This window comes from Corynebacterium cystitidis (assembly GCF_900187295.1).
GTDB classification, from domain to species: domain Bacteria; phylum Actinomycetota; class Actinomycetes; order Mycobacteriales; family Mycobacteriaceae; genus Corynebacterium; species Corynebacterium cystitidis.
Genome location: NZ_LT906473.1, coordinates 362754 through 375978, shown reverse-complemented (window position 1 = coordinate 375978; position 13225 = coordinate 362754). Strand labels below are relative to the sequence as shown.

Genomic DNA, 13225 nt, shown 5'->3' with positions numbered 1-13225 from the left:
CTTCGATGTATTCCCGCCAGCCAACACCCGGAAGGCCCGGATCGTGATCTCACTAACCGTTTTCCGGGCTTTCAGGCTTTTCCTCTCCTTCTTCTTCCGAAGGATCAGGTAAGCCAGCCTTGTGGTTTCGATTCATCAAAGTAGGCAGGGTATTCATCAACATCAGGCTCAGCCCACCAACTCCGAACAGTGCTACAGCCCATCCGCGATCGAGGATAAGCGCCACTAGAGTTAACGCAAACAGACAGACAATAAGCATCGCAGAAAGCCACTGTCCTCGTGGCACGGCTTTCTCATCTATCCGCGAGTTTGTTGTGATAGCGTCGGCTTCCGCTTCGTGTCTGCGGACCAGTGCTTTGTTAGTACGATCTGCCATGCCCAGGATTATTTCCACAGCTTTGGGATGTACTTCGTTGTACTGGGCTAGCTCACGCGCGGGTGGCAGCGGACCCGAGTAACGCTCGGCAACAAGGTGAGCGATGGCTTCGACCTGCGCTCCTTCGTTCCCTGCGTCTAGTAGATCTCCAAGTATCGCTTCATCGCTGAGCTGAGACAGTCTCCTGTGAGCGTCCAGGTCTTCCCGATAACGTCGCTCGCCGTGGGGATGGGTGTCGCTATTTTTGTTGTCCGACGCGACGGCAGGTAGGTCATCGAGAGCTTTTCCGGGTTGGGATGCTGGGTGGTGTGATGGTCATCGCCCATTCACCTGATCCTTTCTTCCATTGTGCTCGAGTATGCCACTTTCACCAATTCTGGTCAATGCGAATTTTAAAACTCCGGCCCTGCTTACACTGCCCTGCTTACACCAATTAGCTAGGACCGGGGACTACCACCAGAAAGGAACGTGCAACGGCCCGCTTTGGTTATCGTCCGTGACTGCCTTCCGTTTCAAGGCGCCATGATCACCAACACGACCCAAAGATACACACCCTCCCCACATCATTAATCGAATGATCAATTGAATACGTGTTAGAGTGGCTGGAACTGAACAATATTCCTGACTAGGCACCTGACTTAAGTATCTGATTAAGGAGTAACCTCATGTCCACGGGGCAACCCACGGGGCAATCCCGGTGGGATCTCATCGCTGATTCTTTCTACAAGCGTTTAAAACACCGGCACAATGATGACCTTCTTGCAGCATTAGAAGAATTCGATGCCATCCCCCACGGCGGCACAGTCCTTGATGTGTGCTGCGGGCCGGGCTGGCACCTCAACACCATGGCAGACAAGATTGCGCATGGGGTGGGTGTGGATTCGTCGGCACGCATGATCGAGCTTGCGCGTAACGACGCCCCCGACAACCTCACCTTCATCCAGCATGACTGGACTACCGGAGTGCCGGAAGAGCTTGCCGACGGCTATGACCTGGTAATAGCCAACCGGTGCCCCGCAATCCGCGACGGTGCAGCCGTGGAAAAACTACACTCTTTAGCCCGCCAGACCGTCATTATGGCTTCCCCGGTGTACAAGCATGTGGATGTGATGGAAGAACTGGTGGCAGCCATCCCGGACGCACCAGAATATAACCCGAACCGCATGGGCGAGTCTTTTGGGATGAAACTGGGCGAGGCGTTTCGCATCGGCGCACAGCCCCAACTCAGGCACAGTGGGTTTAGTGATGAGCGCGAATTAGACCGCGATTCACTGAAAGCCGAGCTTTCAATGCATGTCGACGAGTACGGCCCAGGGTTATTTGATGCGATCGATAAAAAAGTTGGCCCAGAAGAAACCATCACTATCCGCGTGACCATGCGTTTCGTGTTGGCTATCTGGAAAGTGACTTAGCGGGTATTAGCCAAAGCAATAAAAAAGACCTCCTACCCGGTGTGGGCAGAGGCCGTGCAGCGGAGAACGCGAAGGTTTAGTTGCGTTTTCTACTACTCAGTCGCTTCTTCTTGTTTCTTAGTTCTTAGTTCTTAGTTCTTAGTCGTGCTTGTGAGCGTTCAGATTGCCTGCCGCGATTGCGAAGGAATCCTTGTGCTCGAGAGCCCTGGCGAAGATGTTCTTTGCGTAAGTCTTGACGATGTTCATTCTTGCTTTCCTTTCTTGATGTTTTGAACTTGCACCTTTGATGCTACTTAGCCCTTATTGGGGGGTGCAAATCCAGACCAGGTTCTTCAAACTTTTTCTCTCGCGCCTCGCCGACAGAAGCGATTCGTAGCCAAAACGAACTTCAAAATAAGTTTGTAATTGCCCGCTTGTTTTTGCTCTCAACTACGATCACCTCAGTCGATCAACTTTCTACACAGCAGCACGGACATTGATTGTTGCTAGAAGTTGCACAATTTAGCCAGATATAAAATGTGCATAAACATACTTCTACCTGGCTTTTCAGGACATTCAGCAGCCATGATCGACCGGTCCCGTTGCATGGTTACCCTTTCCCGGAAAGGGAGTTTTCCGCCCGAATTTTAGCTCCCCGAATGTCCGATCATGCCTGGTTTTTTGCGTTCAATTCAGCACTAATTTTTGTTCCACTTTTGCTGAATCTATATTTTTCAATTTGTCAAGTTTTGTGACATAGATCTCCACATTCTTTTCTGTGATTCCACCCACCGGGACTACTTTCGTCCGCATTGGGTTGAAAATCAGAACAACAGTCCCTTGTTTTCCATAGAGGAAAGTGAGATACTTTCTATATCGGAAAATAAAGACTATAAGGATGGAGTTGATGGAGACAACGGACGAACCGGTCACGGTGGCCGATGCACGCGAGGCACTGGCAACAATTAGCCACACCAAGCCACCAAAACCAAGCGCTCTGCATCGGATGAGCGCCTGGGCGATCGCACTGATCGGTGGCGCGATCGTAGCCACCACCAACTTAGAGTTAGGCAACTGGCCCCTCATCCTGGTCGTGACACTCTTGCTAGTGGCTCCTTTTCTCTTGATTGTCCAATTCAACGGGCCTGTGCGCCCATCACCTCGACAAGACCTGCAAGCAGGGCAGAAACCCACCCGCACCATCGTCACAGTAGTTGCTGTCTACGCGGTGGGGTCGGTGTTAATCAGGCTCATCCCGGAAGGCTCACTGCCCTGGTCAATAGGTGCAGGTATTGCTACCGCCATCACTCTAGGACTTATTTTTGAATGGAGTTTCCGCCGTGGACACTAATGCACACTCAGACCTTAATGCGGTAGCCGAGGTTGAACGCACAATCCAGTTTCAACCAACCCGGTGGGCAGATGCACTCTTTGGCCTACTAGTTGGCGGATTCGCCGCAGCACTGACGTGGCCTGTGTGGCTACTAGCACTCGGCATCCTCATCGTATTCGTCGCCTACGCTTTCCTCCTGCGCCACCGGCTTTTCGGCCCGCAGCGCACCAGGCTTCACCCGAATGAAGACCCTTTCGACGATCCGAAAATCCGTGGATCCTGGCCCGCCTTAATTGCCTCACTAGTGACCACGGCACTTGTTTTTGTTGGCCCCAATGAAACGGTGTGGGTGACGGTGGCGGCAGGCATCGTCGGCACGCTCGCCGGGATACTCTACCTGCGTGATAATCAACCATGATCGACCCTGTTATTCACCCCATTAATCGGCTCAAAATTTGTGCTGCGCTTAACGCTGCGGGCGCGGTAGAGGGGGATGTGCGCTATGAGATGCGTTTTTCCGCCCTGCGCGATGCCGTTGAGGTTTCTGATGCCACGCTTTCCAAACAGCTCGGTGCGTTGGAAGAAGCAGGCTATATCACCCGGTCCCGCGAGTACGGGGCAAGCCGCGCTAAAGACATTGTGTGGGTCACGCTCACCGCAAAAGGTAAGGAAGCGTTCGACGGTCACATCGCTGCCCTGCGCGAGATTGCTGGCCAGAGCACGCCCAACAGCTAGAATGGCGGCCATGACTTTTCCCTCCCCCACCATCGATTCCTACGCGCTAGTCACCGGCGCTTCCCAGGGCATTGGCCGTGCTATCGCCCGCGATCTCGCACTTGCCGGTTATAACCTCATCATCGTTGCCCGGCGCGAGAGCGTCTTGCAAGAACTTGCCGACGAACTCAGCTCCGCCCACGGGGTTGAGGTGATCGTGCACGCCGCCGACCTTGCTGACTCTGACGCAGTCAGCTCGCTTATCGACGAGATGTCGCGCTACACCATCAGCATCTGTATTAATAGCGCGGGCATTGCCTCTTTCGGGCCGTTTATTGAGCAAGACTGGGACTATGAGGTGGACCAGTACAACTTGAACGCAACTGCGGTGTTCCGGCTGACCAAGGCCGCGCTGGATCAGATGGTGCCGCGAGGCCACGGTGCGATCTGCAATGTTGGCTCTGCAGCAGGCAATATTCCCATTCCGAATAATGCCACCTATGTGCTGACCAAAGCTGGAGTGAACGCCTTTACTGAGGCGCTGCACTATGAGATGAAAAAACACGGCATCCATGTCACCCTCCTAGCTCCCGGGCCGGTGCGTGAGGCAGAAGTTCCAGAGGAAGAGCAGTCGATCGTGGATAAGGTCGTGCCCGATTTCTTGTGGACCACTTATGAGTCCTGCTCTCAAGACACTTTGGAGGCACTGGTGAACAACAAACGCCGCGTTGTGCCTGGGCCTTTATCGAAAGTGATGGACTGGGCGGGATCCTATCTGCCTCGCGGGTTGACGGCCCCGATCGTCGGCAAGTTCTACTCCCAGATGGGCTAGGCCAGGTTTCGCAAGCTCGGCCGAAATCGCACAAATCGTACAGAGTGATAGAATTCGTACAAATCGTACAAGGATTCGGGTTGTGGAGGTAGAGGATTGTTAAGGAACCCTTTTCGGCCAAGCTTTGGCACCACACCGATCGTGGTTGCTGGGCGAGAAGCAGTAGTGGCCCAGGTTGGCATTGCGCTACAGGAAGGGCCAGGCTCGCCGTACCGGTTCACGCTGATCAGCGGGGCTCGCGGGGCGGGCAAAACAGTGCTGCTGAACCTGATTGAAGATGAAGCTGCCCGCTTAGGCTGGCATGTTGTGCGAATCCCGGCCTCCCGCGACATGCTCGCGGATCTGCGAGACACCGAGCTTCCACTGCTGCTGAAGCAACTTGGTGAGAAAGATCAGCGCACGATTACTGCAGCGTCTATCGCGGGTGTTGGGTCCGTCAGCACGGAGGTAACGCCTGAGCATAGCCCCGCCCCCTCGCTTCGTCGGCTGCTGCGCCGAGCATGTGAACTAGCCGAACAAAGTGGTTCTGGTGTTTTTCTCACCAAGGATGAACTCCAGTCAGCTCGCCCCGAGGATTTACACACGCTTACTGATGCGATCCAAAATATCGTGCGTGATTCTTTACCTATTGCATTATCCGTTGCCGGACTGCCTTTTGAGATAGCTGAGTTGCTTGCCCTGCCGGGAACCACCTTTTTACGCCGCTCAGTGCCGATCGAGCTAGACCCCATTGCAGATGACGATGTTGCCCGCACGTTCCAAGAAACCGCCGCAGAGGGTGGCCGGGAGTTCAGCCCTGCAGCAATCCAAGCCGCTGTGGATGTCACCAGCGGATACGCTTATCTGATCCAGCTGATTGGTTCGATCTCTTTTACCCTGGCCGACACAACCACCATTTCCGAGTCAGATCTTGAACGAAGTATGCCTCTAGTCAAGGAGCGGATGGGGTTGCAAGTGCACCAACCAGCCTTGCGCGCCCTGCCTGAGCGGGAAGAAGCGTATCTTCACGCGATGGTCGAGATTGGAACCCCTGCACGCACATCTGAAATCGCTGAGCGCATGGGGATTCCCGCTAACCAGCAAACCACCTATCGGCGCAGGCTCATTGAACGTGGCCTGATCCGCGCCACCGGCCATGGCTTTGTCGATTTCGCCCTGCCTTTTCTTGGAGATTACTTATCGACGAGGGCGTAGTCATACTCGACTGCTTCTCCTGCCGCCAGTGAGGCCTGCACATCAATCAGCCGCTGGTTTGAGGAGCCCCGAAAAGGCAGCAGTGCACCCTCGTCGCGCAGTTCTTCGATGTATTGACCGTCGATCAGCACATCAAGTTCCGCAATGAAATCGCGGCGTTCATCGTCGAAAAGCTGCAACACTTCCCACCGGTAGCCGGAGTAGCACCACACGGTCTTCTCCGGTAGCTCGGCCCGGATGCGGCGCACCAACGGCAGGAGGTGTTTGGCGGACAACATGGGCTCGCCACCACACAAGGTCAGCCCAGCCACCCGAGGGTTGGCTAAGTCAGCCATGATGCGCTGCTCTAGCTCATCGGTGTAGGCAGTGCCGTACGTTTTCTTCTGCGCGACCTTGTTGTAGCAGTTCGCACAGTTAAACGGGCAGTAGCTCACATAAAGGGAACAGCGCAGCCCTTCCCCGTCGAGCACCTGAAATGGTTTGTAATCGGCGACGCGGAACTCGTCGGTTTGTGCCCAGGTGCGGGAGCGTTCGTCGGCACGCGCGATCACTGTGACGCGCTGCGGACTGAGCTCACATGTGCTTAACACGGCTGGCGATCTCCTCCTGTTTGCCCGCCACCACAGGCCGCTTCATCGGCGAGCCGAGGTAGCCGCACAAACGCCTGGTCACACTGGCTTTATTTTCGTCACGGTTGCCGCAGCTCGGGCAGACGTAGCCTTGCTCGTCGCAGTGGAACTCGCCTTCAAATTCACACTCGAAACACACATCTACCGGCGAGTTAATGCCGAAGTAGCCCACGTTTTCATAGGCCTCGTCCCAGATCGCTTCGAAGGCAGCCGGGTTTTCCGCCAGGTTCGGGGCTTCTACGTAGAACATGAAACCACCTGGGGTTAAGTCCTGGTAGCCGGCCTCGAAGTGGATTTTCTCAATCGGGTTGGTCTCCACATAGGACGGGAAGTGGAAGGAGTTTTCGTAGTAGCCACGATCATTAACACCCTCGATATCACCAAAGCGGGCACGGTCAAGATCATCAAAGCGGTCGCACAGAGATTCCGACGGCGTGGAGTAAATACTCATCTTTGCGTTAAAATCCGGCTGAGCAGCATCAACGCGGCGGTTCATCGCGCGCAGGATTTCGTAGGACAGCTCGCGGTGGGCGGCATCTGTGTGCCAGTGCTGGTCACCAGTCAGTGCCACCATTGCGTTGTGGATGCCGATATAGCCCATGCTTATCGACGACGCCTTGTACCGATCACCGGTGTAGAAATCGCGCACGCACGTCTTACCTGTAGGATCACCCATACCACCCTGGGTGTACATGATGGGGGAAGACTCCAACTCCGCATCGAGAATGCCATCCTCGCGGACTTTTAGCGCGCGGATAGTCAGATCCATGGCATCATCAAGCATGTCGAAGAAAGCTGTAATATCGCCCTCCGCCTGGATGGCAATGCGCGGCAAGTTGATGGACACCACGCCCAAATTATTGCGCCCCAGCTGCTGGTACTGGCCGTCAGCGTTTTTCCACGGGTGCAGGAAGGAACGGCACCCCATTGGGGTGATCAGCTGGCCTTCCTTGGCCTCGCGGATCTTCGGCGCGCTGACCAGGTCTGGGTAGATCCGTTTGCGGGAACAGCGCATCGCGGCCTGCTTGATGTCATAGTTCGGGTCACCAGGGCGGGCGTTGATGCCATCATCGACGAAGAACAAAATCTTCGGGAAGATCGCCGTCTCCCCACTCATCCCGTGCTCACGCACCGCAAGCACAGCCTTCTGGATTTCCCGGCCCAACCAGCTGGTGGTCTGCCCCAAAGAAATAGAGGTAAACGGAGTCTGAGCTGCCGAGGTAGTCAGGGTATTCACCTGGTATTCAAAGGCCTGCATCGCGTCATAAATATCCTTGACAGTTTTCTTCTTTGCCGCAGCTTCAATCAGGTCTTCGTCGTCAAGCACCTCTGCGAACATTGCGCGGTTCTTCTCATGGCTTTTGGCAGCATAAGGCTCAAGCAGGCGGTCAATCTCATGCACCGAAATACCACCGTACTGTTCGCCAGAGATCGCGCCGAGCAACTGCACCAGCAGTGTGGCGGCAACCCCGATGGACCGTGGGGACTCAATACGCGCGTTGCCCAGCGTGAAACCGTTAGCCAGCATGTACTCAAAGTCCGGCAGCGAGCAGTTGGGCATGCCTTGGAAGGGGCTGCGATCCAGGTCATGGATGTGGATCAAGCCTTTGATATGGGCGCGGCGGATATCCTCGGGGAACATCTGCAAGCCCTTGGCTTTTGTGATGGTGCCCGCCAGGATGTCGCGCTGCACAATGAAGGTGCGCGAGTCTTTGTTGCCGTTTTCATTGAGCACCTTCACGTCATTGAGGCGACCAAGCTGGTGCTGAATATTGGTGGAGTTGGCGATCTGCGTGTTCTGGATCTGCTTGTACTCCCGAAACGCTGCCAACACCGCAGGCGAGTCCGCGAGCTCATCTTGGACGATATCGAAGAGTTCAGTGCTGGTCAGCGAGCCCGCCTCGTGTGCCCTAGCGCTGATTGCCTCAACGATCTCGTGTGGGGTGCGGTGGAATTCTACGTCGAATACGCGTTGCGCGGACTTCAGGTCGTTCAAAATCTTGGACGGGTAAAAGCGGACGATGCGCCCATCCTTTTTAGTCACGGTGGTAGTCACAGCGGTCATGCTCGCGGTCATCGAGGTTCGGTCTCCATTGCTCGTAATTACATCAGTGTATTTCGGCTTATGTGGACTACCCTATTGGCTTTATCCAAATAAAGCATGATCCACATTCCGCCCAAAGCCATGGACGCACAACGAACTTTTTATTGATGCAGCTCACGCCATATAGTGCCTGTAGGCTGTGGGAAACACCACATCTAGTGGCTACCCCCTTTCAGGTTTCATCGGGGCCGCGCGCTAGGCTGGCACCATGAGCGAAGCACCAGAGGCAGAAGCAGCAGAGGTAACCGAAGCAGCACACGAGGCAGTCCCCGCGAAGAATGACCGCCTGGTCTGGATCGACTTGGAAATGACCGGGCTGGACGTGCACCGACACGTGATCGTTGAGATCGCGGCACTGGTTACTGATGCGAATTTGAATATCCTGCCTGGCTCTGTCGACCTTGTAATCCACGCCACGGACGAGGAACTTGCTGAAATGGATGACTACGTTTCCACCATGCACTGCGAGAACGGCTTGACCGAGCAGATCCGCACCTCAACCGTGACAATGGAGCAAGCCGAGCAGGCAGTTTTGAAGCTTATCGACGAGCACTGCGACTCGGCCCACCCTGCTCCTCTGGCCGGTAACTCGATTGCTACCGACCGTGCCTTTATCCGCGAGCAGATGCCCAAGTTGGATGAGGCACTGCATTACCGCATGATCGACGTGTCTTCCATTAAAGAACTGGCCCGCCGCTGGTTCCCTAGGGCCTATTTCAACCAGCCTGAAAAGGGCCTGGCGCACCGCGCCTTGGCGGATATTGTGGAGTCCATCCGTGAGCTAGATTATTACCGTCGCGCAGTGTTTGTGGAGCAACCAGGCCCGGAAAGTTCTGAGGCTGCCCAACACGCTCTCGAAGCAACAGCGTCCTACCAGGCGTTTTTGTAAATTTCTGCTTCTGGGTTAAGGTGGACTGCGCTGTTTAAAAAGGCAGCGATGGTGGCTGTAGTTCAGTTGGTAGAGCACCAGGTTGTGATCCTGGGTGTCGCGGGTTCGAGCCCCGTCAGCCACCCCAAAGTGTCAGGGAATGTCGTAGAACTCGCCTGAATAGTTCGCGAATTCCCGTGGAGAACCGCTGAGCCCGTCCAAGTGCCGGGTGTCAGCGGTTTTCACGTCTACAGCACGAAACCGGCTATGTCCTCGTCCTCGTCGGCGACCCGGCGTTCACAAAAGGCCGCAGAACGCTAGAAAGACCGTGACAGTGACGACGCTGATATGGCAGCGGCTCTGGGCGTCTCCGCAGGGACGCTTCAGCGCGCAGAAAAAGGGTGCCACACCGTAAGCAGTATCGACGTTTCCGGGTGGTGCGCCAGGCCTGCTCTTCACGGATCATTTTCCCGCCGCGATCCTAAGCCTACTCCTGTCTTGCCATTGACAAGATGCAACTTGAGCGTAATCTGCACACAGACGAAAAATACCTCCGCACCTAGCTGAAAGTGCTAGAGACCGCCGTCAGCGCTGTCGAAATTTCACTCGAGGATTATGGGGGCTTTTCCGGGCTTATCGCCTCCCACCTTCCCGAGGCCCACAAGACAGCTGACGCGAGCACTGACCAGAGCATTGATGCGCTTATCGACGTCCCCGTTCGGCCTCTCACCCCTAGCCCTGATAATTAACTTCGTGGTGTGGGGTGCTGTCTCAATGTCCGTCGAAGGTCTCTATTTCTGGCCGGTGCGGGTAGCGATCCCGGTAGTTGTTTTCGGGGCACTCAAACTCGCTCGGCGCACCCATTTCTAGCCCACCGCTCTCCGAAAACTCCGGACGCGTCAGTCATTACTGCACCGGGTTCAGCGCGCCATGCTTAGCCAACGTGATCTGCCATCCAGCGTCCTGGTTCTGGTAGTGGGCGTGGAATCCGTGGAGATTCCAGCACGCCAAGGCTCCGCCACCGTGTTCGATCCCCGCGGCTATCACTGCGTGGCACCCAGTAAACCCGGCTGCAACCGGGTGAACCTGTCGTTTTTCGGGTGTAATCGCTGACCGTTCTCTGGTCATCTGGTCCTGAAAACCCCGTCTCACCAGGAGGAAACCCCGACAAAAGAATCTTCTTGTGGGAAAACATCGCTGCATGCGGTAATCAGCCCTGGCGGAATATTTCCGGCGGGGCTTTCTTTTCCTATTTCCTCCCCTCAATTACATCTGGAGCGAACCACCATCGTCCGGTGCTCGGTGACCACGTGCCGGTCACGGTGTTCTCTGATGCTGCGAAGACGGGGTTGACCAGTGCGCCGGCGATGCGCAGCGCCTCGTTGACCTCCGTGATCTCTTCACGCGGATTCGGCACATTCTTGATCAGGTTGGCGTACCCGTCCACCCACGTCGAGCTGGGCAACCGGAGCTCCTGCGGCAAGGTAAGACTACGGACCTGTTCTTGAGTGCGCAGTGCGTTTGCCAGGTCGGCGGCATCGACGCCCAGTTCTAGAGCAATCAGGGCGATGTCGTAGAGATCGCGGTAGCGGGTCGACGGTTGTTTGCTATGCCCGTGGAGCTCATACATCGCGGCGACCTTGTCGGCGATCTGATTTTCGATCGGGTAGGACCGGATGGTGTACTCCCGGCCTACAAACTCCAGATCAATACGGTCGGATCGCTCGACGGTCAGCGTGTCTGTCACCGTCGGCACCTGCAGATCTCCGCTGACGTCAATGCCAAACACCAGGATCAGGCTGACGCCGTGGAAGACCTCGACGGTGAGGTTCATGCTCTCAATGACCCCGCTGACCGTCTCGTCTTTCGGCGCGGTGACGGTAAAGCGGTACGGGCCGATGCCAGTCCCGTGCATGGTCTCGACTAGGTCGTCGGCGGCCTGGCGGTAGGAGGTGGGATCGTCCTGCCGGTACAGGTCAAGGTCCCGGGTGTGCCGGGCACCGGGAATCCGGCAGTACAGGTTCGTTCCGCCTTTAAGCACCCATCCGTGGTCGCGGTTCATCAGCTCGGCGAGAAACAGCTCCCGGAAAAACCGGTTATAGGCGTCGTTGGGAGTGATCCCCTGCTCCCGGGCTTCTTTTTTTCAGGGCGTTACGGATCTGTCCGTCGGTGCGTTTCGGTTTACTCATCAGCATCCTCGTCCTGATTGCTTTCCCCGCCCAGGGGGTCCTGGCGGTCGACGTTCGGGAACAGATGTGCGGGCAGGCCGTCGAAGACCGAATCGTAGGCCTTGGCGGCGTCCACCACCTGACGAAGAGCCGGGCGGCTGGCACCGTCGTCTGCCGCTTGGGCCAGCAAGCACAGGACAGCGGGATGGGCGGTGATCGCATCAAGGACGCTTCCCAGTTGCTTCTGGAGGGGGGCAAGGACTTTTTCCATACTTTCCTGCATGATCCTCATCTGCTGGGGGGACGGCTCCGGGAGGGAAGCTTGGGCGTGTGCCATGGTCTCCTGCAGAATTCTCGCCGACTGCGGTGACGGGGCCGGGGTGGGAAACCGCTCTTCCAACCAGGCCTGGGCACCCTCTGCGGTGGCCGGGGTGATGGCGAGGATCTCGGCAATATCGACCAGCGCGTCGGTGATCTCGGTGTGGGTGGCCGTGCGCCGTCGGAAGATGTCACCGATCACGTCGGTGAGATGTTCTGGTTCGTGCCCGGCCCGGGCCAGATCGATCAACGTGCGCACGGCGGTGGTCACCGGCAGACCATCTACGACGGTCCAATCCGCATCGTCGAGCTCGGCGATACGGAAAATCACCTCGGGTTGGCGGGTTTGACGCCTACTGGGCACGGTGAAGCAGATATGGGGGCTGTCGAGATCGCCGATGCGGTGCAGTTCGGCGGCCGACTCGTGCGAGACCACCGCGATGGGGCCTGTCTGGAGGCGGTCGGCGGCCATGGTCGTCGGTTCCAGGGCCAGCCACTGCGCCCGAATCTCGGTGGCCGCTGACCAGCCGGCGGAGGTGGAGACATACACCCCGGAGCGCACCCGCTCGAGGACAGCTTTATCCACCAGGCGACCGAGCATGACGGCCGGCACCCCGGCCTTCTTGGCCTGGGCTGTGGTGACCATCCCCCACTGCTGGGAGGCGAGGTCAAGAACGATCTCCGTCGCCTCTGTGATCTTCATACTGCGAATATTACACTATGAGATATTTTTGAAGCACAATATCGAATGATCACCCTTCAAAAACATCTCATTTAGATATTTTTGCAGTTCTAAAACCGGCAAGTGTTACTGATCCGTACGAAAAGTTAATCGAACTTGTCGAACTGTTCTTCGTTGAAAGTCGGTTGGAGGCTGACTCCGACTTCCCTGCCTTCTCCGATCAACTCCGCCAGGCGGCTACCATTGATGAGATCGATCATTGGGGGTGACCGTGGCGGCCTTGCGGGCAGTGTCAGTGAATCTGCTGAGCGTCACCAAAATTGGGTGCTCGGCCCCTTTGGTTTGGCCGTCTCGCTAGAGCAGGACTACGGTGTCACGCCCGATGGGTTTGCCGTTGGGGTCGTAGCGTTTGATTTGGACCGCCACCCGCAAAGAGAGCACCGGGCCCAGTGGGGCGGTGCCGATGCCGTCGATGCCTTCGTTCCCGCTTCCGCCGATATGGATCAGCTGAAGGCCGTAGCGGCGCAGGAAGTAGAGGAGAAATTTTTCAAACCCCTCCGGCGACCGTCGGTGAAGTCGGTCTAGGAGCCGGCTTTCCACCCCGATGCCTCAGTGT

General features: G+C 56.5%; 15 protein-coding genes and 1 tRNA gene. 9 read left to right on the top strand and 7 right to left on the bottom strand.

Annotation, left to right across the window (positions count from 1 at the left end; genetic code table 11):
• Nucleotides 1-52 precede the first annotated feature (52 nt).
• Nucleotides 53-376 carry a hypothetical protein gene (locus CKV99_RS01780; RefSeq protein ID WP_092257573.1) on the bottom strand — a complete coding sequence of 108 codons (324 nt, stop codon included), beginning with the start codon at nucleotides 374-376 and terminating at the stop codon, nucleotides 53-55.
• Nucleotides 377-1041: 665 nt separating this feature from the next.
• Here CKV99_RS01780 and CKV99_RS01770 point away from each other — a divergent pair.
• From CKV99_RS01770 to CKV99_RS01745, 6 genes are all read left to right on the top strand, one after another.
• Entirely contained in the window at nucleotides 1042-1788 is a 747-nt protein-coding gene (locus tag CKV99_RS01770; protein WP_092257567.1) for a class I SAM-dependent methyltransferase, read from the top strand.
• 886 nt (nucleotides 1789-2674) lie between these two features.
• Entirely contained in the window at nucleotides 2675-3118 is a 444-nt protein-coding gene (locus CKV99_RS01765; RefSeq protein ID WP_092257564.1) for a hypothetical protein, read from the top strand.
• Nucleotides 3108-3518: a hypothetical protein gene (locus tag CKV99_RS01760; protein WP_092257561.1), complete on the top strand. Its 411-nt coding sequence runs from the start codon at nucleotides 3108-3110 to the stop codon at nucleotides 3516-3518. The genes CKV99_RS01765 and CKV99_RS01760 overlap by 11 nt, the downstream gene beginning before the upstream one ends.
• A complete protein-coding gene (locus tag CKV99_RS01755) occupies nucleotides 3515-3835 on the top strand; it encodes a transcriptional regulator (protein ID WP_092257558.1) in 321 nt (106 codons plus the stop codon). Before CKV99_RS01760 ends, CKV99_RS01755 begins: the two co-directional genes overlap by 4 nt.
• Nucleotides 3836-3845: 10 nt before the next feature.
• Nucleotides 3846-4646 (top strand): mycolate reductase, encoded by an 801-nt coding sequence (gene cmrA / locus CKV99_RS01750; protein WP_092257555.1) that lies wholly within the window; start codon nucleotides 3846-3848, stop codon nucleotides 4644-4646.
• Between the two features lie 141 nt (nucleotides 4647-4787).
• Nucleotides 4788-5840 carry an ATP-binding protein gene (locus CKV99_RS01745; RefSeq protein ID WP_231910134.1) on the top strand — a complete coding sequence of 351 codons (1053 nt, stop codon included), beginning with the start codon at nucleotides 4788-4790 and terminating at the stop codon, nucleotides 5838-5840.
• On the opposite strand, the gene nrdG is transcribed toward CKV99_RS01745, so the two are convergent.
• Nucleotides 5819-6430, bottom strand: a complete 612-nt coding sequence (gene nrdG, locus CKV99_RS01740; protein ID WP_231910133.1) for an anaerobic ribonucleoside-triphosphate reductase activating protein — start codon at nucleotides 6428-6430, stop codon at nucleotides 5819-5821. The genes CKV99_RS01745 and nrdG overlap by 22 nt on opposite strands.
• Nucleotides 6414-8546: an anaerobic ribonucleoside-triphosphate reductase gene (nrdD, locus tag CKV99_RS01735; protein ID WP_092257549.1), complete on the bottom strand. Its 2133-nt coding sequence runs from the start codon at nucleotides 8544-8546 to the stop codon at nucleotides 6414-6416. The genes nrdG and nrdD overlap by 17 nt, the downstream gene beginning before the upstream one ends.
• A 235-nt stretch (nucleotides 8547-8781) precedes the next feature.
• Here nrdD and orn point away from each other — a divergent pair, with 235 nt between their 5' ends.
• The 3 genes from orn (at nucleotide 8782) to CKV99_RS01720 (ending at nucleotide 10190) form a co-directional block, all read left to right on the top strand.
• The gene (orn, locus tag CKV99_RS01730; RefSeq protein WP_092257546.1) at nucleotides 8782-9462 is read left to right on the top strand and encodes an oligoribonuclease; all 681 of its coding nucleotides are present in this window, start codon (nucleotides 8782-8784) and stop codon (nucleotides 9460-9462) included.
• Between the two features lie 51 nt (nucleotides 9463-9513).
• A tRNA-His gene (locus CKV99_RS01725) sits at nucleotides 9514-9589 on the top strand.
• A gap of 421 nt (nucleotides 9590-10010) precedes the next feature.
• Nucleotides 10011-10190, top strand: coding sequence for a hypothetical protein (locus CKV99_RS01720; protein WP_092257544.1), 180 nt, complete (start codon nucleotides 10011-10013; stop codon nucleotides 10188-10190).
• Between the two features lie 157 nt (nucleotides 10191-10347).
• Here CKV99_RS01720 and CKV99_RS01715 read toward each other — a convergent pair whose 3' ends face one another.
• From CKV99_RS01715 to CKV99_RS14650, 4 genes are all read right to left on the bottom strand, one after another.
• Complete coding sequence (locus CKV99_RS01715) at nucleotides 10348-10569, bottom strand: hypothetical protein (protein ID WP_143063414.1); 222 nt, start codon at nucleotides 10567-10569, stop codon at nucleotides 10348-10350.
• Nucleotides 10570-10690: 121 nt separating this feature from the next.
• The gene (locus CKV99_RS01710; protein ID WP_092257538.1) at nucleotides 10691-11503 is read right to left on the bottom strand and encodes a nucleotidyl transferase AbiEii/AbiGii toxin family protein; all 813 of its coding nucleotides are present in this window, start codon (nucleotides 11501-11503) and stop codon (nucleotides 10691-10693) included.
• Between the two features lie 119 nt (nucleotides 11504-11622).
• The gene (locus CKV99_RS14535) at nucleotides 11623-12630 is read right to left on the bottom strand and encodes a type IV toxin-antitoxin system AbiEi family antitoxin domain-containing protein (RefSeq protein WP_092257535.1); all 1008 of its coding nucleotides are present in this window, start codon (nucleotides 12628-12630) and stop codon (nucleotides 11623-11625) included.
• 333 nt (nucleotides 12631-12963) lie between these two features.
• The gene (locus CKV99_RS14650) at nucleotides 12964-13209 is read right to left on the bottom strand and encodes a restriction endonuclease (RefSeq protein WP_231910132.1); all 246 of its coding nucleotides are present in this window, start codon (nucleotides 13207-13209) and stop codon (nucleotides 12964-12966) included.
• Between the last annotated feature and the right edge of the window lie 16 nt (nucleotides 13210-13225).

Bases quoted from the DNA above. Each gene is read 5' to 3' on its own strand.
- nrdD (WP_092257549.1), bottom strand. From the start codon at position 8,546: ATGACCGCGAGCATGACCGCTGTGACTACCACCGTGACTAAAAAGGAT.
- CKV99_RS01715 (WP_143063414.1), bottom strand. From the start codon at position 10,569: ATGACCAGAGAACGGTCAGCGATTACACCCGAAAAACGACAGGTTCAC.
- CKV99_RS01770 (WP_092257567.1), top strand. From the start codon at position 1,042: ATGTCCACGGGGCAACCCACGGGGCAATCCCGGTGGGATCTCATCGCT.
- CKV99_RS01755 (WP_092257558.1), top strand. From the start codon at position 3,515: ATGATCGACCCTGTTATTCACCCCATTAATCGGCTCAAAATTTGTGCT.
- orn (WP_092257546.1), top strand. From the start codon at position 8,782: ATGAGCGAAGCACCAGAGGCAGAAGCAGCAGAGGTAACCGAAGCAGCA.
- cmrA (WP_092257555.1), top strand. From the start codon at position 3,846: ATGACTTTTCCCTCCCCCACCATCGATTCCTACGCGCTAGTCACCGGC.
- CKV99_RS14535 (WP_092257535.1), bottom strand. From the start codon at position 12,630: ATGAAGATCACAGAGGCGACGGAGATCGTTCTTGACCTCGCCTCCCAG.
- CKV99_RS01780 (WP_092257573.1), bottom strand. From the start codon at position 376: ATGGCAGATCGTACTAACAAAGCACTGGTCCGCAGACACGAAGCGGAA.
- CKV99_RS01765 (WP_092257564.1), top strand. From the start codon at position 2,675: ATGGAGACAACGGACGAACCGGTCACGGTGGCCGATGCACGCGAGGCA.
- CKV99_RS01710 (WP_092257538.1), bottom strand. From the start codon at position 11,503: ATGAACCGCGACCACGGATGGGTGCTTAAAGGCGGAACGAACCTGTAC.